The 18,764-nt window shown below is 60.6% G+C and carries 15 protein-coding genes and 2 pseudogenes; 9 read left to right on the top strand and 8 right to left on the bottom strand.

Annotated features, from left to right (window positions below; translation table 11 throughout):
- Window positions 1–435: 435 nt before the first annotated feature.
- The 4 genes from glpQ to glpT all read right to left on the bottom strand — a co-directional run bounded on the left by glpQ (window position 436) and on the right by glpT (window position 5,992).
- Window positions 436–1,518, bottom strand: a complete 1,083-nt coding sequence (gene glpQ, locus G113_RS11340; protein WP_005901761.1) for a glycerophosphodiester phosphodiesterase — start codon at window positions 1,516–1,518, stop codon at window positions 436–438.
- 212 nt (window positions 1,519–1,730) lie between these two features.
- The gene (glpD, locus tag G113_RS11335) at window positions 1,731–3,218 is read right to left on the bottom strand and encodes a glycerol-3-phosphate dehydrogenase (RefSeq protein WP_005901760.1); all 1,488 of its coding nucleotides are present in this window, start codon (window positions 3,216–3,218) and stop codon (window positions 1,731–1,733) included.
- Window positions 3,219–3,773: 555 nt separating this feature from the next.
- Entirely contained in the window at window positions 3,774–4,532 is a 759-nt protein-coding gene (locus G113_RS11325; protein WP_005901758.1) for a DeoR/GlpR family transcriptional regulator, read from the bottom strand.
- A gap of 101 nt (window positions 4,533–4,633) precedes the next feature.
- On the bottom strand, window positions 4,634–5,992 hold the full coding sequence (gene glpT / locus G113_RS11320; protein ID WP_005901756.1) for a glycerol-3-phosphate transporter: 1,359 nt from the start codon (window positions 5,990–5,992) through the stop codon (window positions 4,634–4,636).
- A gap of 492 nt (window positions 5,993–6,484) precedes the next feature.
- Here glpT and G113_RS11315 point away from each other — a divergent pair, with 492 nt between their 5' ends.
- Complete coding sequence (locus G113_RS11315) at window positions 6,485–7,333, top strand: MIP/aquaporin family protein (RefSeq protein WP_005901753.1); 849 nt, start codon at window positions 6,485–6,487, stop codon at window positions 7,331–7,333.
- A 30-nt stretch (window positions 7,334–7,363) separates the two neighbouring features.
- Entirely contained in the window at window positions 7,364–8,866 is a 1,503-nt protein-coding gene (gene glpK, locus G113_RS11310) for a glycerol kinase GlpK (protein WP_005901751.1), read from the top strand.
- 270 nt (window positions 8,867–9,136) lie between these two features.
- Here glpK and G113_RS11305 read toward each other — a convergent pair whose 3' ends face one another.
- On the bottom strand, window positions 9,137–10,039 hold the full coding sequence (locus G113_RS11305) for a LysR substrate-binding domain-containing protein (protein ID WP_005901749.1): 903 nt from the start codon (window positions 10,037–10,039) through the stop codon (window positions 9,137–9,139).
- Between the two features lie 272 nt (window positions 10,040–10,311).
- Between G113_RS11305 and G113_RS11300 the strand changes: the two genes are divergently transcribed.
- The 6 genes and pseudogenes from G113_RS11300 to G113_RS11275 all read left to right on the top strand — a co-directional run bounded on the left by G113_RS11300 (window position 10,312) and on the right by G113_RS11275 (window position 14,672).
- Window positions 10,312–10,659, top strand: coding sequence for a GFA family protein (locus G113_RS11300; RefSeq protein WP_005901747.1), 348 nt, complete (start codon window positions 10,312–10,314; stop codon window positions 10,657–10,659).
- A 222-nt stretch (window positions 10,660–10,881) separates the two neighbouring features.
- Window positions 10,882–11,268 (top strand): DUF6404 family protein, encoded by a 387-nt coding sequence (locus G113_RS11295; protein WP_005901745.1) that lies wholly within the window; start codon window positions 10,882–10,884, stop codon window positions 11,266–11,268.
- Between the two features lie 20 nt (window positions 11,269–11,288).
- Window positions 11,289–11,654 carry a VOC family protein gene (locus G113_RS11290; protein WP_005901744.1) on the top strand — a complete coding sequence of 122 codons (366 nt, stop codon included), beginning with the start codon at window positions 11,289–11,291 and terminating at the stop codon, window positions 11,652–11,654.
- Between the two features lie 216 nt (window positions 11,655–11,870).
- A pseudogene (locus tag G113_RS11285) lies at window positions 11,871–12,167 on the top strand (putative quinol monooxygenase).
- Between the two features lie 102 nt (window positions 12,168–12,269).
- Window positions 12,270–13,073: a 2,5-didehydrogluconate reductase DkgB gene (dkgB, locus tag G113_RS11280; RefSeq protein ID WP_040319154.1), complete on the top strand. Its 804-nt coding sequence runs from the start codon at window positions 12,270–12,272 to the stop codon at window positions 13,071–13,073.
- 426 nt (window positions 13,074–13,499) lie between these two features.
- Window positions 13,500–14,672, top strand: a complete 1,173-nt coding sequence (locus tag G113_RS11275; RefSeq protein WP_005901742.1) for an MFS transporter — start codon at window positions 13,500–13,502, stop codon at window positions 14,670–14,672.
- A gap of 77 nt (window positions 14,673–14,749) precedes the next feature.
- On the opposite strand, the gene G113_RS11270 is transcribed toward G113_RS11275, so the two are convergent.
- From G113_RS11270 to G113_RS11260, 3 genes are read right to left on the bottom strand one after another with little or no spacing between them, the layout of a single operon-like run.
- Entirely contained in the window at window positions 14,750–14,863 is a 114-nt protein-coding gene (locus G113_RS11270) for a CydX/CbdX family cytochrome bd oxidase small subunit (RefSeq protein ID WP_005901741.1), read from the bottom strand.
- 24 nt (window positions 14,864–14,887) lie between these two features.
- Window positions 14,888–16,015: a cytochrome d ubiquinol oxidase subunit II gene (gene cydB, locus G113_RS11265; protein ID WP_005901740.1), complete on the bottom strand. Its 1,128-nt coding sequence runs from the start codon at window positions 16,013–16,015 to the stop codon at window positions 14,888–14,890.
- Window positions 16,015–17,586, bottom strand: coding sequence for a cytochrome ubiquinol oxidase subunit I (locus tag G113_RS11260; protein ID WP_005901738.1), 1,572 nt, complete (start codon window positions 17,584–17,586; stop codon window positions 16,015–16,017). Before G113_RS11260 ends, cydB begins: the two co-directional genes overlap by 1 nt.
- 120 nt (window positions 17,587–17,706) lie before the next feature.
- Between G113_RS11260 and G113_RS11255 the strand changes: the two are divergent.
- A pseudogene (locus tag G113_RS11255) lies at window positions 17,707–18,764 on the top strand (aminotransferase-like domain-containing protein); the annotation flags it as partial.

Below are 18,764 nucleotides of genomic sequence, written 5' to 3'. Positions count from 1 at the left end.
GCATGATGTCATTCTCGCTACTGTCTAAGCCAAAAGGGGTGTGTATTTAAATGTTTACACAAGTTCACCCTTTGTTACGCAACCGCCCCCACCTTACCAAGGAAAAACAAACAATCAAGTGTAACTAGCGGTAAAAGCTGTCAACAGCTGGATAAACAACCAGTTTTATATCAGGAAGACCCATAAGATAGGGTCTGGCACTTGCCAGAAAACCACAAATCGTAAATAAATAATTACACCCAGTAACCATTCAGTCCGACCTCATGATCCCGCCACTGCCATTGACAGTCCCCTCGCCCACCAAGGCGGGTACTTTTCCCCTTCCCCGCGGGCTTGCCGGATCATGCAAACGATCGGGCTTATCGCTTCCCTGTGGCCTGCCCATAACAAAGCGGGGCACCTAGCCCCGCTCGTTCTTCCCTGTTGCGCTGTGGTTTACGCTTTGCCGTGAGCCTTGATGACAGCTACCGCCTTGTCCGGGAAATCGCTGAACACCCCATCCACATCGGCCTGATAGAGGAAGATGTTGAGCAGATCGGTGAAGTCCTTGGCATAGGCCGGGATCTGGCCCTCGTCCTGGCGGAAGGTATAAGGGTGTACCTTGAGCCCAGCGGCATGGGCATCCTTGACCATGCTGGTGAACACCGGCTTGCCCGGAGTACCTGGCTCTGTGACTATCATGGGTTTCCAGGGACCTATCCCTTCGGCATAACCGGCTATGGTCTTCATGGCGCCCGGTTTGAACATCCAGTCATAGTCATAAGGAGTTGCCTTGCCCTTGGTGTCGTAGACCATGGTCTCATTCCAATCGGTCTCGGCCATCAACTGGACCAGTTTCAGGTCCATGCCGAGGGCCGGCATCAGCTCGCTGTTGATGCGCTTGAGTTCATTGGCATCAAAGCTCTGCAGGTAGATCTTGCTCTGCTTATTGGTGTAGCCGTACTCCTTGAGTACCTTGAGCACCGCCTGGGAGATGTCTTTGCCTTCGTGGCGGAAGAACCAGGGCGCCTTGATCTCGGGATAGATACCGACCTGCTTGCCGGTGCTCTTGTTCATGCCCTGGATCATCTCTATCTCTTCCTGGAAGGTGTGGATCCGGAAATCCGATTGCCACAGCGGGAAGCGGGCCGGATAGACGGGCACCTGCTTGCCGTCCACCAGTTGGAAGGGCTCCGTCATGCGCAAGGAGCGCACCTCGGCCAGGGTGAAGTCCACCACATAGTAGCGACCATCTGCACGGGCCCGGCCGGGGAAGCGCGCCGCCACATCGGTGATGCCGTCGAGGAAGTGATCGTGCATTACCACCAGCTGGTCATCCTTGGTCATGACCAGATCCTGTTCGAGATAATCCACCCCCATGGCATAGGCCATGGCCTTGGAGGCCAGAGTATGCTCGGGCAGATAGCCGGAGGCGCCGCGGTGCGCAATGACGACCTTGCCCTCATCGACGGCCAGTGCAGGCAGAGAGAGGCTGGCGCCGAGGGAGAGGGCAAGAAGGGATAAGGCTACTTGTTTCATCTTGGGTGCTCTTGTTGTTATTGAAGGGTCAGGTAGGTAAGTCAAACTGCCAATCGGTGGCGCAGGTCAACCTTGGGGTCATATGTCAGACCGCCGTCATGGGGCAGGTCATTGTTATAGAGGGAAAGTATGACGAGCAGATGATACCGGCCAGGGCGTGATGGCCATCTGCTCGTGATGCCCGGGGCATGCCCGGGGCATGCCCTCATCCTTTACATGGCCTGTGGCAGGGCGTGATGGAACTGTTCAAGCCAGGCTTGCAGGGCGGCTTGTTGCTGGGCATCCAGACGCAACCCCAACTTGCTACGGCGCCACAAGATGTCTTCCAGGCTGTGAGCCCACTCGTTTTCCAGCAGGTAACGCACCTCGGATTCATACAAGCCGGCGCCAAAGTGCTCGCCACGCTCATGCTGCAACCAGAGGCGGGCCTGGCTGCCATAGGCTTCGCTGATGCGCTGGGCGCTGCGCTCGTCGAGCCAGTCGAACTCGAGTCGATAGGCGCGAGCCAGCTCCTGGGTGCTGCAATCAAACTCGCCGCCGGGCAGACGACTGGTCGCGGTCCAATCTTCCCCCATCTGGGCAAACCAGGGCTTGAGCTTGTTGCAGGCAGCCTGGGCCAGCTTGCGGTAGGTAGTGAGCTTGCCGCCAAACACCGAGAGCAGGGGGGCACCATCGGCATCGCCAGAGAGTTCGAGGGTGTAATCCCGAGTAACCGCCTGGGGCGAATCGGACTCATCATCACAGAGCGGACGCACCCCGGAGTAGGTCCAGACCACATCGGACGGCGCTATCTTGCTGGTGAAGTGGGCGTTGACCACGTTGCACAGGTAGTTCACCTCGGCGTCGCTGATGTGAGCGTCGCGGGCATCGCCTCTGTGCTCCACATCGGTGGTGCCGATGAGGGAGAAATCCTGCTGATAGGGAATGACGAAGACGATGCGATGATCCTCGTTTTGCAGGATGTAGGCCTCTTCGCGCTCGTGGATGCGCGGCACTATGATGTGGCTGCCCTTGATGAGGCGGATACCCCGGGGAGATTTCTCGTGCAGCCCCTCGTCATAGAAGGTCTTGACCCAGGGGCCTGCCGCATTGACCAGCCCCTTGCAGGTGACGGTGAAACGCTCACCGCCCTCACGCTCCAGGGTCAGGGTCCATCGCTTGGCATCCCGGGTCGCCTTCACGCAGCGGGTGCGGGTCTGCACCTCGGCTCCCTTGCTGCGCGCCATCATGGCATTGATCACCACCAGTCTGGCGTCATCCACCCAGGCATCGGAATATTCAAAGCCCTTGCTGATCCCCGAACTCAACCCATCTTGCGGCAAGAAGCGCACACCGCAGCTGCCCTTGAGCTTGTCGCGCTTGGCCAGGTTGTCATAAAGGAAAAGACCGGCGCGGATCATCCAGGCCGGGCGCAGATGCGGGCGATGGGGCAAACGAAAACGCATCGGGCGAGCGATATGGGGCGCCATACCAAGCAGTACTTCCCGCTCGGCCAGGGCCTCTTTCACCAGACGAAACTCATAATGCTCCAGATAGCGCAATCCGCCGTGGATCAGCTTGCTGGAGTTGGACGAGGTGGCCGAGGCGAGATCCTGCGCCTCGAACAGCGCCACCTTCAGCCCCCGCCCCGCCGCATCCGCCGCAATGCCGACCCCGTTGATGCCGCCGCCGACGACGACCAGATCATAATGTTCGCTCATGTTCACCTACTTTCTTATATTTGCGTTCGCCAAGGTGGCAATGTTTGATTTCGCTCATATTAGAGCATAAAAAAACTATAAACGAACATTTAGTGATGAAAGTGTGATCGAGATAGAGGCCAAACAGTAAAAAAAAGGATCCGGCTTCGCCCTCCTTGCAGCAGGGGGCAGCCACACCCAAAGACAAAGGATAACCAAGGCCAGGGCAGCCGTTGAAACCATCGCTTGCTACCCAATAGCAAGGATGAAACGACAAGCGAGGCAAAGGGAGAGAGGGCTGCCAACGCTCGGATGACCATGGGCAGCTGCCGCAGGCCCGCAATACGGGGGCAAAGAGCCAGCAAAGAGGTCACATGCAGCGATGGCAATCAGAAGAGGGCACAGGATGGCAACGGCAGGAATAGTGCGAAGAGGATGCAACGAGTCATGGCCGGGGTTACCGAGCCGCCCTGAGCGAGCGAGCCATCATCTCTAAAACGGCTGTGGGGCAGCCAGATGCCATAAAACAGCGGGAAGAACCGACCTGGCGCCGCCACTGGGGCGGCACCAGGGTGATCAGCAGATATGACACTCTATCTGATGCTGGGCCATGATGCGCATCAGCTTCTCCGGGGGTGGCTGGTCGGTAAACAGGGCATGCACCTGATTGAGGTGACCCAGGTTGACCATGGCATTGCGGCCGAATTTGGTGTGATCCGCGGCCAGAAACACCTGACGGGAGTGGGCGATGATGGCCTGGGCTATCTTCACCTCGTGATAGTCGAAATCGAGCAATGAGCCGTCGCCATCGATGCCGGAGATGCCGATGACACCGTAATCCATGCGGAACTGACCGATGAAGTCGCGGGTCGCCTCCCCCACGATGCCGCCATCTCTGTTGCGGATCTCGCCGCCGGCGATGATGACGGTGAAGTCATCCTTGGCGGTCAGAATGCTGGCCACGTTGAGGTTGTTGGTCACCACCCGCAACTCGCGGTGATCGAGCAAGGCCCGGGCAATGGCCTCTGTGGTGGTGCCTATATCGATAAAGAGCGAGGAGCCGTCGGGAATGTTGGCAGCCACCTCGCGGGCGATACGCTCTTTCTCCTTGAGCTGCATCACCTTGCGGGCACTGTAGGCAGTATTGACGGTACTCGAATGCAATGAGGCGCCGCCATGGTGGCGCCGGATCTTGTTCTGTTCGGCAAGATCGTTGAGATCCCGGCGTATGGTCTGCGGGCTGACGTCGAAATGGCTCACCAGGTCTTCCGTCGAGACAAATCCCTGCCGCGTCAGGACGTCCAGTATTTCCAGATGTCGTTGGGTTTGTTTCACGCTTGCACTCCGATGATGAAACGAAAAAAGGCCCCGGCAGATGCGGGGCCTTTCGGAGTTTACCTTATCCCCTTTGGGATCAATAAGGTCAGGATCACGTTTTATGCCTTATTGGCATCCGCCTTCTTGGCAGCAACGGCAATGTTTTCGTGCTTGAGGGTCATGGCCAGCAACACGATGGAGATCAGGCAAGAAGCCGTCAGCACCATGAAGCCACCGTCCCAGCCGAAGTGATCGACCGTGTAACCCAACATGGCGTTGGCTGCGACTGCGCCGCCCAGGTAGCCGAACAGGCCGGTAAAGCCTGCCGCGGTACCGGCCGCCTTCTTGGGTGCCAGCTCCAGCGCATACAGACCAATCAGCATGACGGGACCGTAGATGAGGAAGCCGATGGCCACCAGCGCCAGCATGTCAACGGTCGGGTTGCCCGCTGGGTTGAGCCAGTAGACCAGCACGGCCACTGTCACCAGCACCATGAACAGGATGCCAGCCGGGGCACGGCGGCCCTGGAACATCTTGTCCGAGATCCAGCCACACAGCAGGGTGCCCGGAATACCGGCCCACTCGTACAGGAAATAGGCCCAGGAAGAGTTATCAACGGTGAAATCCTTGGCCTCTTTCAGGTAGGTCGGTGCCCAGTCCAGCACGCCGTAACGGATCAGATAAACGAAGGCGTTGGCGATGGCGATGTACCACAAGAGCTTGTTGTGCAGCACGTACTTCATGAAGATCTCTTTGGCGGAGAACTCCTTTTCGTGGCTGGCGTCATAGTCCTTCGGATAGTCGTCCTTGTACTCTTCGATGGGTGGCAGGCCGACAGATTGCGGGGTATCACGCATCACGAAGAAGACGATCACCGCGATGGCGGCAGCTGCCGCAGCCGGGACATAGAAGGCACTGCGCCAGTCATTGAACCAACCCATTCCCAAGATGAACAGCGGGCCAATCAAGCCGCCGCCGACGTTGTGCGCCACGTTCCAGACCGCGACCACTTCGCCACGCTCTTTCTGAGACCACCAGTGCACCATGGTACGGCCACAAGGGGGCCAGCCCATACCCTGTACCCAACCGTTCAGGAACAAGAGCACGAACATGATGGCAATGCTGGAGGTTGCCCAGTGCACCGTGCCCATCATGAACATGATGCCGGCCGAGAGCAGCAAGCCCGCCGACAAGAAGTAACGGGCATTGGATCGGTCCGAGACGTTCCCCATCAGGAACTTGGACAGACCATAGGCAATGGACACCCCGGACAGGGCCAAGCCCAGATCGCCGCGAGAGAATCCTTGTTCAATCAGGTAAGGCATCGCTAGGCTGAAGTTTTTGCGGACTAGATAGTAACCGGCATATCCGAAGAAGATACCGAAGAACATCTGCCAGCGCATGCGCTTGTAGAAGGGGTCAACCTTGTCAGCCGGCAGACGCTCGATATGAGGCGCGGGCCTGAAAAAACTAAGCATCTTAGTTTCCTTATCTTGTTGTTATTTGTTGAGTTTGGGACCTTGCCCAGTGCACACCGCACGATCAGTACAGCTTTGATTCGTAAGCGAGCCGATTATGAGCATTTGAGAACATTTAATCTGTGATGTAACCGAAAATATTACAGATTTATTACAGAAAATGCGCACCAGTGAGCGACAACCAATCAGACCATAGCCATGATAACGAGGGGCTTGCAGACTAACACCTAAGAGATATACCACTTGTTTAGCCTTGCTTTTCGTCACATTTTATTAGCAATGAATGGGATCTTGCCCACATTTCCCAACAGAGGCATGTGGGCTAACAGGCCAGAAAGGTTTACTTTCTCATTCGTCCGAGAACGAGCGCAAACGAGCATAACGTTTGCGCAGACTCAAAAAACAACAAACAGATTCTCGGCGCCAATAGGAATGAAAAATAGAAAAATGGAACATTAAACCTGTCTGTGGGTGGATAAGAGGAATAAAGGAATGAGCATACAAAGACCCAATACCCTGCTTGGCGAATGCATCGCCGAGTTTATCGGCACCGGCCTGCTGATCTTTTTCGGCGTCGGCTGTGTGGCGGCTCTGGTGCTGGCTGGCGCCAACTTCGGCCAATGGGAGATCTCCATCACCTGGGGGATCGGCGTGGCCATCGCCATCTATGTGACCGGCGGCATATCAGGTGCCCACCTGAACCCGGCGGTGACCCTGGCGCTGATGACCTTCGCCGGCTTTGACAAGCGCAAGGTGGTGCCCTTCATCATCGCCCAGATAGCCGGTGCCTTCAGTGCCGCCGCCCTGGTCTACTTCCTCTACAGCAGTCTGTTTACCCAGTGGGAACTGACCCATAACGTGGTGCGCGGCAGCCTGGATAGCCTGGCCACCGCCGGCATCTTCTCTACCTATGCCAACCCGCTGCTCTCCAACCTGCAGGCCTTCGCGGTCGAGCTGGTGATCACCGCCGTCTTGATGCTGGGCATCATGGCACTGGGCGACAACAACAACGGTGCCCCCAAAGGCTTCGCCGCCGCCCTGCTGATCGGCCTTCTTATCGCCGTCATCGGTGCCTCCCTGGGCCCCTTGACCGGTTTCGCCATGAACCCGGCCCGTGACTTTGGTCCCAAGCTGTTTGCCTTCCTGGCAGGCTGGGGTGACGTCGCCATGACCGGTGGTCGTGACAATCCCTACTTCTGGGTCCCTATCCTTGGCCCCATCGTCGGTGCTCAGCTGGGCACAGCCCTCTACGTGAAAGTGCTGGCGCCCTGCGTGCCGGGCAACCGTGTTGCCGCCGCCGAACAAGCCGCCCAAACTGCTAAAGAAGAGGCCGCCGCCTAAGAGCGGTCCCATCCAAACCTGGAGAACATCATGTCTACTGCACAAAAGTACGTCGTCGCCCTGGACCAAGGCACCACCTCTTCCCGCGCCATCGTCTTCGATCAGGACGCCAACATAGTGGCCGTCTCCCAGCGCGAGTTCACCCAGCACTACCCAAATGCGGGCTGGGTCGAGCATGACCCCATGGAGATCTGGGCGACCCAGTCCTCCGTCTTCACCGAGGTGCTGGCCAAGAGCGGACTGCACAGCGAACAGATAGCCGCCATCGGCATCACCAACCAGCGTGAAACCACCGTCGTCTGGGAAAAAGCGACCGGCAAGCCTATCTACAACGCCATCGTCTGGCAGTGCCGCCGTACCGCCGGCATTTGTGAAGAGCTCAAGGCCCGTGGCCTGGAAGAGTACGTCCGTGACAACACCGGCCTGGTGGTCGATGCCTACTTCTCCGGCACCAAGGTGAAGTGGATCCTCGACAACGTCGAGGGGGCCCGCGAGCAGGCGATGAATGGCGAGTTGCTGTTCGGCACCATAGATACCTGGCTGCTGTGGAAGATGACCAATGGCGAAGTGCATGTCACCGATCCGACCAACGCATCACGCACCATGCTCTACAACATTCGTGATCTGAAGTGGGACGAGCGGATGCTCGACGAGCTGGGCATCCCGGCCTCCATGCTGCCCGAAGTTCGCCCCTCCTCCGAGGTGTATGGCTACACCACCCGTGGCGGCGGTACGCGCATCCCCATCGCCGGTATCGCCGGTGACCAGCAGGCAGCCCTGTTCGGTCAGCTCTGCTTCGAAAAAGGCATGGCCAAGAACACCTATGGCACCGGCTGTTTCTTGCTGATGAACACCGGCACCGAGCCGGTTCGCTCCAACAACGGCCTGCTGACCACTATCGCCATCGGTCCCAAGGGCGATGTCAACTATGCCCTGGAAGGGGCCGTGTTCATGGGCGGCGCGACCGTGCAGTGGCTGCGTGACGAGATGAAGCTCATTCACGATGCCCGCGACACCGACTACTTCGCCACCAAAGTAGGTGACACCAATGGCGTCTACCTGGTACCGGCCTTCGTGGGTCTGGGCGCCCCTTACTGGGATCCCTATGCGCGCGGCACCATGGTCGGCCTGACCCGTGGCACCAACCGCAACCATGTGATCCGCGCGGCGCTGGAATCCATCGCCTACCAGAGCCGCGACGTGCTCGATGCCATGCAGCAAGACTCCGGCATCAAGCTGGCGTCCCTGAAGGTGGACGGCGGCGCCGTGGCCAACGACTTCCTGATGCAGTTCCAGTCCGACATGATGCGCACCCCTGTGGTACGCCCGACCCGCATCGAAACCACCGCCATGGGCGCCGCCTTCCTGGCCGGTCTGGCCGTGGGCTTCTGGAAGAGCGCAGACGAGCTCAAAGACAAGTTCAGTGTGGACCGCGAGTTCACCCCGCAGATGGAAGACGCCCGCCGCGATCGCCTCTACAACGGCTGGCAGAAGGCGGTCGAGCGCTCCCGCCGCTGGGCAGAAGAGGATTAAGAGTCGGGGCGCGGCGCCCCAACCCGACTGGCCAGTCCCTCCTGGGCATCGCCAGCCGGGGATAAGCCGCCAGGGTGGGCCGAGTCTCACTGGGCCCCCCTCGCGCGCCAGCCGCACATCAATAAAAAGTGCATACAGCGCAAACAACAGAAGAAAAGAGAGACGGGTAATAATCAACGGGCCGACAGCAATGTCGGCCCGTTTCTTTATGGGGTTATCAGGGGGGCGCAGGAGCCGGGGGGAGTCACGCCTGTGCCCCCGGCGCACGACTCAGAGCGAGTGGCGACCTATCTGCTCTTTCAGAAAATCGAGCCAGACCCGCAGCCGGATATCCCGCTGGGCATCGGAATAGAAGACCGCATGAATGGGGCGCGACGCCCCGCTGTTGCTGCGTGCCAGCACTTCCACCAGAGCGCCGCTCTCCCTGTCATCCCCTGTCATGAAGTCCGACAAACAGACGATCCCCTGCCCCTTGAGTGCCAGCTGCCGCAAGGTCTCGCCACTGCTGGCCCGCAAGGTCGGCGTGATGGCAAACCTGTCCCCCTGCTCTGCGCTGAGCAGGGGCCAGTGATTGAGGTGCTCGGGATGCAAAAAGCCCAACAACTCGTGGCCCGCCAGCAGATCCGCCGGTTGGCGCGGGGTGCCGCGCTCGCTCAGGTAAGCGGGGGATGCCAGCAGCCGCAGCCGCGTGCGCCCGAGCGGCAAGGCGCGCAGGGACGAATCGGTCAGCTCGCCGATACGGATGGCCATGTCCACCCGCCGTTCCATCAGATTGATGAACCCTTCGGAGCTGTGCAGTTGCAGCTCGATGGCAGGGTAACGCCGACGAAACTCGCCGATAAGTGGCACCAGGCGATGCAAGATGAAGGGGGTGGCGGCATCGACTCGCAATATCCCCTCCGGCTGCTCTTTTCGGCTGAGCAGATGGCTCTCGGCCTCGCTCATCTCGGTCAATACCCTGACCGCTCGCTGATAGAACCAGCTCCCCTCCTCGGTCAGGCTGACCCGGCGGGTGGTGCGGTTGAGCAGCAGAGTGGCAAGCTTGTCCTCCAGTCGTTTGATGCCGCGGCTCACCACCGAGTTGTCCAGTCCCAGGTTTTCCGCCGCCTGGCGAAAACTGCCCGCCTCTACCACGGCCACAAACAGGGTCAGTTCATCGGAATGGGTCTTCATTGATGTCATCCAAGCAAGAATCTTTACTCTTTATAGGCTCAATGCCGGTTAGTTAGCAAGACAGCACCCCCTGAGTACGACAATGAGCCTCCCTCGCCATGCCTCCAGCGCCTCGCTGGCAGCGTGCGGGGGACAATGGGCCCAGCAGCCCCCCCCCTCGGTGGAGCATGGCTATACTGATGCGGGCCCTTTGTCCCGTCAGGATCAGGGGCGACCAGGGCACGGGCCTGTTCGGCTCATGGCCCTGACCATATAACGCAAGGAGTCGGGTGATGAAATACAAGGGAAGCTGCCACTGCGGCAGAGTGGCATTCGAAGCCGACGGCGAGCTGACCCAGGCCCTGGCCTGCAACTGCTCCATCTGTCAGCGCAAGGGGTCTCTGCTGTGGTTTATCCCCAGGGACAAGATGACATTGCTGACCCCACCTGAGGCGGCCAGCACCTATACCTTCAACAAACACGTGGTCAAACACAGGTTCTGCCCCGTATGCGGCATGCACCCCTATGGTGAGGGGGTGGATCCCGAAGGCAACCATGTTGCCGCCATCAATATCCGTTGCCTGGAAGGCATAGATCCCGAATCCGTGCCTGTGCATCACTATGATGGTCGGGCTCTGTAGCCAGGCAGACCATCTGACGTTGTCAATCAGGCCGGAGGCGCCTCTCTTCCCTCTGGTCTGTCTCTCAATCTCCAGCCAGCGCCCCCCTCTCCTGCACGGAACCATGTGATCCGGCGCAAACACCCGAGCCAGCAATAAAGCTACAATCGGAGCCCACACAGGGATATTTTGAGCAGGCGTCTCATCGCCAACCCTGCTCTGCTGTCACACGTAGGAAGCACCATGTTATTTGAACATCGCCTATTCGCCGCCCATAAAGAGCTGGCCAGCAAGGGCGTCCAGGAACTCAACTACAACCCGCCACTGTTCAGATTGCTGCGCAGGCTGGGCCTGCGGCTGAAGCCGCCCCACCATGAGCGCTTTCTGGTCAACATCCTTGCTCTGGGTCTGCCCACCGGCGCTATCTGGGGAGTGCTGATGTGGTTCTTCGGTTGGCAGCATGAGGTGAGTCCGGCATTCGCCCTGCGCCAGAGCCTGCTGTTTGGCATAGGGCTCGGTCTGCTGATGGCGACCTGGCTCTGGTTTCGGCGCAAGCAGCTCAAGCTGACCCCCTGGGACGCCTTGCCCCACTCCACAAGCCGCACACAAAAGCGCTGGCAACCTAAATAACCACCGACAAGGAGAGCCCCATGACCAGGGCCCATGAAAAACTGAACTATGTGGAGTTTGCGGCCAAGGATCTCGCCGCCACCAAGGCCTTCTTTCAAGCCGCCTTCGGCTGGCAGTTCGCCGACTACGGCCCCGACTACTGCGCCTTCGAGGGGGAAGGGCTGGATGGCGGCTTCTACCGCGCGGATCTCTGCGGCCAGAGCGAACAAGGCGGAGCGCTTCTGGTGTTTTACAGCGCCGATATCGAGGCGACCCAGGCCAAGGTGAGCCAGCATGGCGGCACCTTGGTGCGGCCGATCTTTGACTTCCCCGGTGGCCGCCGCTTCCACTTCGTCGAACCCAGCGGCAACGAGTTTGCGGTCTGGTCGGAGGCGGCTACGGCCTGATGATATTGCCCGCAAGGCCGCCACTTTCCACACCACATGGGCGGCCTTGCGACTGGCGGGCAACGGGATATGTGCCACGACAGCCGCACTCCATCAACCCATGGGCGCCACCCCGCTTAATTGATGCTCTATTATCAATAGTGTTTTGCGACTGCTGCTCTGTTTCCCCCATTTCGCCGCGGGCATACTGGCCACCGTTTCCACGAGGAGGTTCGGATGTCATCTGCTGTCGTCGTCATTGCCCAGCTTGAAGCCAAGCCCGCATTCAGTACCGAGTTCAGAGCCGCCCTGACGCTGCTGATTGCTACCACCGTGCAAGAGCCCGGCTGCCACAGCTACCAACTGCACCAGAGCTAGGACAACCCGCACGGCTGGATGCTGTATGAAGTGTGGGCGAGCCAGGACGCGCTCAATGCCCACCAGCAGCAGCCTCACTTTGTCGCCTTTGTGGCCGACACTGAGCACTGGTTTGCCAGCAGTGCCGTCCGCCGTTACCACGCCGTGACGGCCTGACAGCCAAGCGCCGCTCTATCTGCTATTTCACTATTGCACCGCCCGCCTTCGCCATAGCGCCAAGGAGGGGCGGGAATTTGAAGAACACTATTGAGGAATATGATGATGAAGATGCCCAACCTGGGTCTTGGTACCTTTCGCCTGAAAGATCAGCCCCTGCGCGACTCCCTGCTGCCGGGTCTGGATCTCGGCTATCGCCATATAGATACCGCCCAGATCTATGACAACGAGGCCGAAGTGGGCCAGCTGATGAACGAAAGTGGCGTCCCCCGCCAGGATATCTACCTGACCACCAAGGTGTGGACCAGCGAATTTGGCCCGGGCAAGGTGATCCCGAGCCTGGAGCTGAGCCTCGAAAAACTTCGTACCGACTATCTGGATCTGGCGCTTATTCACTGGCCCTCTCCCAAGGATGAGGTGCCGATGGCGGTCTATCTGGAGCAGCTGGCCGAGGCCAAAGCCCGGGGCCTGACCCGGGAGATCGGGGTCTCCAACTTCACGGTCGCCCAGCTTAAAGAAGCCGTCGACATCCTGGGACCGGGTGCCATAGCTCACCAGCAGGTGGAGATCCATCCCCTGCTGCAAAACCGCAAGGTGGTGGAGTTCTGCCAGGATCAGGGCATCGCCATCACCGCCTATATGCCGCTGGCCTATGGCAAGGTGCTGAGCGAGCCGCTCCTGATAGAGATCGGCAAGCGCCACGGCGTCTCGGCGGCCCAGGTATCACTGGCCTGGCTGCTGGCCCAGGGCATGACTGTGATCCCGAGCTCCACCAAGCGGGAGAATCTCGCCGCCAACCTGGCCGCCCTCAAGGTGCAACTCAGCCCCGAGGAGATGGCACAGATTGCCACCCTGGAGCGGGGGGAGCGCTGCGCCAACCCGGACTTCGCCCCGAATTGGGATTGAGCCCCCTCATCCCCAACCCTTCTCCCGCAAGGGGAGAAGGGAGCAAATAACGCTCTAATGACATTCTTAAACACCAGCGGGAGGCATCATGCCTCCCGCTTTTTTGTCTCCAGTATCGCTCCAGCCGCCCGCGCCGCTGACCCCCTACCTCTGCAACCTGCCCTTGCCCCTTTCCTCTTTGTTCCCAGCTCGATCTGTACGCCTTGCTGTACGCCTTGCTTCTACGCGCTTTGCCTCTGCACTCGACTCGCGCTGTACGGCCCGCTCTTGTCTGCGCAGCCTCAGCCACTCCCACTGCCCCACTCCACGGCTCCATTGATGCTGATTTGGCAAAAGTAATTTGATGTTACCGTCATTTTTGCCAACAAAGCTCATCGGCATACTGGCGCCATTCTCCCGTCGGGAGCCACTATCCAAGGAGTTTGTATGCCACTGGCATTATTTGCCCTCACCCTGAGTGCCTTTGCGATCGGCACCACCGAATTTGTGATCGTGGGGCTCATTCCCACCATAGCCGAGCAGCTCGATGTCTCGCTCCCCTCGGCGGGCCTGCTGGTCAGCCTCTACGCCCTGGGTGTGGCCATCGGCGCCCCCGTACTCACGGCGCTCACCGGCAAGCTGCCGCGCAAGTGGTTGCTGGTGGGGTTGATGGCGCTCTTCACCACCGGCAACCTGCTGGCCTGGCAGGCCCCTGGCTACGAGAGCCTGATCGTCGCCCGCATCCTCACCGGGCTGGCCCACGGGGTCTTCTTCTCGGTGGGCAGCACCATCGCCACCGGTCTCGTGGCCAAAGAGAAGGCGGCAAGCGCTATCGCCATCATGTTCAGCGGCCTCACAGTCGCCCTGGTGACAGGTGTGCCGCTCGGCACCTGGATTGGTCAGCAGTTCGGCTGGCGCGAGACCTTCCTGGTGGTCAGCCTGCTCGGGGTCATCGCCATGGTGGGCAGCGGGCTACTGATCCCGAGCAACCTGCCCAAGGGGGCGGCCTCGACCATCCGTGAACAGCTCGCGGTGCTGACCAAGAAGCCCTTGCTGCTGGTGTATGCCAAGACGGCCCTGGGTTACGGCGGCGCCTTCACCGCCTTTACCTTCCTAGCCCCCATCTTGCAACAGGTGAGCGGCTTCGGTGCCAATGCGGTGAGCCTGATCCTGCTGGTGTACGGGGTATCGGTCGCCATCGGCAATATCTGGGGGGGAAAGCTGGCGGACAAGATGGGCCCCCTGCCCGCCCTGAAGCTGATGTTTGCCGGTCTGGCACTCATCCTGCTGATGCTCACCTTCACCGCGCCCCATCCGGTGCTGGCGGTGCTGACCGTGCTGGTGTGGGGCGCCTTCGCCTTTGGCAACGTGCCGGGCCTGCAGGTGCTGGTGGTGAAACAGGCCGAGCGCCATACCCCCAATGCGGTGGATGTGGCCTCCGGCCTCAACATCGCCGCCTTCAACGTCGGCATCGCCTTGGGATCCGTGGTGGGCGGTTTCGTGGTGGAGCACCTGGGGTTGATGCACACCCCCTGGATTGGGGCCCTCATAGTGCTGCTGGCCTATGGCCTCACCCATGTCAGCGAGCGGCAGGCCGCCCGGGTCGCCCTCCCCGCTTAAGCGATCGCCGCCCCCAACCAGATACAAAAAAGGCCGACACATGTGTCGGCCTTTTTCATTGCCAAGATGGCAATGGCTCAAGACTCCTTGAGATCCTCGTCGGCGGCCCAGCGGGCCTCCAGCCAGAGCAGGTTGACCAAGCCGCACAGCAGGGAAAACCCCAGCCCCAATATCCAGGTGAAATACCACATAGTCGAGATGTCCCTTTGGTTGAGTTAGTAGAGGCTATGGCCGTGCTGGCGCACCTGCTGGGTGCTCACCTTGCCCCGCACCACCCGGTAGACCCAGAGGGTGTAGCCGATATTGATGGGCATCAGCACGGCAACTATCCCCAGCATGATGAAAAGGGTGCGCTCGCTGGAGGTGCCATCCCACAGGGTCAGACTGCTCGATGGATCCAGCGACGAGGGCAGTACGAAGGGAAACAAGGCGATGGCGATGGTCAGCATCATGGTGGCGCAGGCACCGCCGCTGGCAAGGATGGCCAGCCGCGCCCGGCCAAGGGCGCTTGCCAGCGTGCTCAAGAGCGGCAGCAAGAGGCCGAGGGCCGGCACCGCCCAGAGCACTGGGTGCGCCACGAAGTTGCCAAGCCAGCCATCCGGCGCCGTCGTCACCTCTTTCATCAGGGGCGTGAGGGCGCTGTTGAGATCGCCAATCTCGGCTATCCGGTAACCACGCATCTGGCTGAGCCAGAGGCCGCCGAGGGCAAACAGCGCACTCGCCAGGGGCCCGAGCCAGAGGCTGTGGCGGGCGCAGCGCTGTGCTATCACCCCTTGGGTCTTGCACTGCAGGAAGCTGCTGCCGTGCAGCATCAGCAGGGCCAGCGCCGTGCCCATGCAGGTGAAGAGCAGCGGCCAGTTGAAATCGAAGGCGCCATAGTGGATGCGCAGGGCAGCGTCGAAGCGAAACGGCAAGCCTTGCAACAGGAAGCCGAGGGTAGCGCCAAACACCAGGGTCGGCAGCAGGGCCCCCATCACCAAGGCCCTGTCCCACCAGCGGCGCCACGCAGGGTCCGGCAGCTTGCTGCGATAGTCAAAACCGACCGGGCGCAGGAAGAGGCCGAACAGCAGGAACATGAAGGGCACATAGAGGGCCGAGAAGGCGGCGGCATAGACCAGGGGCCAGGCGGCGAACAGGGTGCCGGCACCGGCGATGAGCCACACCTGGTTACCCTCCCACACGGGCCCCACGCTGTTGAGCAGCACCCGCCGCTCCTCATCGTTCTTGGCCACCACGGGCAACAGCATGCCGACCCCGAGATCGAAGCCGTCCATCACCACGAAGCCGATGAGCAGGAAGAGCACCAGCCCCCACCAGACGAGTTTCAGGGTTTCGTAATCCATCAGACAGGACTCCCGTTTTGCAACACTTCACCTTGATAACGACCCGTCTGCAGGCTGGCGGGCCCCTTGCGGATCACATGACGCAACAAGAACAGCTCCACCACCAACAGGCTGCTGTAAATGAAGAAGATGGCGATGAGGCTGAACCAGAGCTGCCCCGGTTGCAGCAGGGAGACGGAGGCCGACACCGGCAGCACGTCGCTGATGGTCCAGGGCTGGCGACCGAACTCGGCCACGAACCAGCCCGCCTCTATGGCAATCCAGGGCAGCGGAATAGACCAGAACAGCGCCCTGAGCAGCCGCGGGGATTGCACCAGCTTGCCCCGGCACAGTTGCAGGAAGGCGGCACCAAACAGCAGCAGCAACACCACACCTATGCCCACCATCAGCCGGAAGCTCCAGAACAGCGGCGCCACTTGCGGGATGGAGTCCGCGACGGCCCTGGCGATGGCCCCTTCGTCCGCCTTGCCGATCTCGGCGGCGTAGGGGGTGAGCAGCAGGCCGTAACCGAGATCCGCGCGGTGGCGCTCGAAGGTGGCCTGCGCGGCTGCGTTGCTGCCATCCGCCCGCAGCGCTTCCAGCGCATCGAACGCCTGCATGCCGCTGCGAATGCGTACCTCGTGCTGGGCCTTCAGATCCTTGAGGCCTGTCACCTGCTCATCCAGGGAGCGGGTGGCTATGATGCCCATCAGGTAGGGAATTTTTACCGCAGCATGAGTGACCTCGTCGCCCTGATCGGGCCAGCCGAACAGGGTGAAGGCGGCCGGGGCAGGCTCTGTCTCCCACTCCGCCTCGATGGCGGCGAGCTTGACCTTCTGCACCTCCCCGGAGCGATAACCCGACTCGTCACCCAGTATGATGACCGAGAGGATGGCGGCCAGACCAAAGCCCGAAGCGATGGCGAAGGATCGCAGGGCGAAACGTACTTCCATCCGGCGCAGCAGATACCAGCTGCTCACCCCCATCACGAACAGGGAGGCCGCCACATAACCCGCCGCCACCGTATGCACGAACTTGACCTGAGCCACAGGGTTGAACAGCACGGCGGCGATATCCACCAGCTCCATGCGCATGGTGACGGGGTTGAACTCGGCGCCAACCGGGTTCTGCATCCAGCCGTTGGCAATGAGGATCCAGAGCGCGGAGAGATTGGAGCCGAGCGCCACCAGCGCCGTCACCAGCAGATGCTGACCGCGGGAGAGCTTGTCCCAGCCGAAGAAGAAGAGGCCCACCAGGGTGGATTCCAGGAAGAAGGCCATCAGCCCCTCCACCGCCAAGGGCGTGCCGAAGATGTCGCCGACGTAGTGGGAGTAATAGGCCCAGTTGGTCCCGAACTGGAACTCAAGGGTGATCCCCGTGGTGACCCCCATCACGAAGTTGATGCCAAACAGCTTGCCCCAGAAGCGGGTGATGTCCTGGTAGATCACCTTGCCGGTCATCACGTAGGCCGACTCGGCGATCACCAGTATCCAGGACAGTCCCAGGGTGAGGGGCACAAACAGAAAGTGGAACATCGCCGTCGCCCCGAACTGTATTCGGGACAGGCTGACCACATCATCCAGGCTTATCATGCATGACTCTCTATGTTGCATTTAACGGACAGGTTTTCGCCCGCCAAGTACACCATGGTCCATGACACCTATAACAGATGCAGTTATAGTGAATTACACCTATAACAGTTTGCATTTACCATGTCCCTTTACGGCCAGCTGGCAGATCAATTGCAGCAACAGATAGCGAGCGGCCTCTGGCAGGCGGGGGAGCGCATCCCCTCCATCCGCCAGAGCTGCAAGACCCACGGCCTCAGCCCCATGACGGTGCTGCAGGCCTATCAGCTGCTGGAAAGTCGTGGCCTGATACTGGCGCGGCCCCAGTCCGGCTACTACGTCAAGGCCGCCCCTCCCCGCTGCGAACCAGCGCACAGCAGCAAGCGCACTACACAGGCTCGGTGGATATCAACGATCTGGTGTTCGAGGTGCTGCAGGCGAGCAAGTCCCGGGAGCTGGTGCCTCTCGGCATGGCGGTGGCGGATCCCGCGCTCTTCCCCCACCCGCAGCTCGGCCGGGCCCTGGCGAGCTGCATGCGTAAACTCGATCCCTTCAGCACGGTGGCCGATTTGCCCCCCGGCAACGAGGCGCTGCGCCGCGCCATCGCCCAGCGCTACGCCAGCGACGGACTGGCAGTCGATCCCCAGGAGATCATCATCACCACGGGGGCCATGGAGGCGCTCTCTTTGAGCTTGCAGGTACTGACAGAGCCGGGGGACTGGGTGGTGGTGGAATCCCCCATTTCTATGGCGCCCTGCAGGCCATAGAGCGACTGAAGCTCAATGCGGTGGAGATCCCGGTGATCCCGGGGGTAGGCATCGATCTCGCCCTGCTGGCCGGGGCGCTCGCCCAGCGCCCCATCAAGGCGTGCTGGCTGATGGGCAACGTGCAACACCCTTTGGGCCATACCATGCCGGATGGCCACAAGCAGGCGCTGATGCAGTTACTCAACCATCATCAGGTGCCCCTGGTGGAGGATGACGTCTATGCCGAGCTCTATGTCGGGCGCGAGCGGCCAAGACCCATCACCTATTGGGATGCGCGGGGAGAGAGTCTGCTGTGCGGCTCCTGGACCAAGTGCCTGGCGGTCCGGGTTTTTGACGTCGGCGTGGGGTGGTGGGCGGGGTCCTCGATGCCGAGCGCATCCAGCGGCTGCAGCTGATGTCGACCCTGTCGACCAATGTGCCCAGCCAGCGTGGCAC

It is taken from the genome of Aeromonas molluscorum 848, assembly GCF_000388115.1.
GTDB lineage: Bacteria > Pseudomonadota > Gammaproteobacteria > Enterobacterales > Aeromonadaceae > Aeromonas > Aeromonas molluscorum.
Note: the sequence above shows the minus strand (reverse complement) of the source record. Positions and strands in the feature narration are given on the sequence as shown.

Coding starts and splice junctions, on each gene's coding strand:
- dkgB (WP_040319154.1), top strand. CDS start 12,270: ATGATGAAGATGCCCAACCTGGGTCTTGGTACCTTTCGCCTGAAAGAT.
- G113_RS11270 (WP_005901741.1), bottom strand. CDS start 14,863: ATGTGGTATTTCACCTGGATATTGGGGCTGGGGTTTTCCCTGCTGTGC.
- G113_RS11315 (WP_005901753.1), top strand. CDS start 6,485: ATGAGCATACAAAGACCCAATACCCTGCTTGGCGAATGCATCGCCGAG.
- G113_RS11305 (WP_005901749.1), bottom strand. CDS start 10,039: ATGAAGACCCATTCCGATGAACTGACCCTGTTTGTGGCCGTGGTAGAG.
- glpD (WP_005901760.1), bottom strand. CDS start 3,218: ATGAGCGAACATTATGATCTGGTCGTCGTCGGCGGCGGCATCAACGGG.
- glpT (WP_005901756.1), bottom strand. CDS start 5,992: ATGCTTAGTTTTTTCAGGCCCGCGCCTCATATCGAGCGTCTGCCGGCT.
- G113_RS11300 (WP_005901747.1), top strand. CDS start 10,312: ATGAAATACAAGGGAAGCTGCCACTGCGGCAGAGTGGCATTCGAAGCC.
- G113_RS11290 (WP_005901744.1), top strand. CDS start 11,289: ATGACCAGGGCCCATGAAAAACTGAACTATGTGGAGTTTGCGGCCAAG.
- G113_RS11275 (WP_005901742.1), top strand. CDS start 13,500: ATGCCACTGGCATTATTTGCCCTCACCCTGAGTGCCTTTGCGATCGGC.
- glpK (WP_005901751.1), top strand. CDS start 7,364: ATGTCTACTGCACAAAAGTACGTCGTCGCCCTGGACCAAGGCACCACC.
- glpQ (WP_005901761.1), bottom strand. CDS start 1,518: ATGAAACAAGTAGCCTTATCCCTTCTTGCCCTCTCCCTCGGCGCCAGC.
- G113_RS11260 (WP_005901738.1), bottom strand. CDS start 17,586: ATGATAAGCCTGGATGATGTGGTCAGCCTGTCCCGAATACAGTTCGGG.
- G113_RS11295 (WP_005901745.1), top strand. CDS start 10,882: ATGTTATTTGAACATCGCCTATTCGCCGCCCATAAAGAGCTGGCCAGC.
- cydB (WP_005901740.1), bottom strand. CDS start 16,015: ATGGATTACGAAACCCTGAAACTCGTCTGGTGGGGGCTGGTGCTCTTC.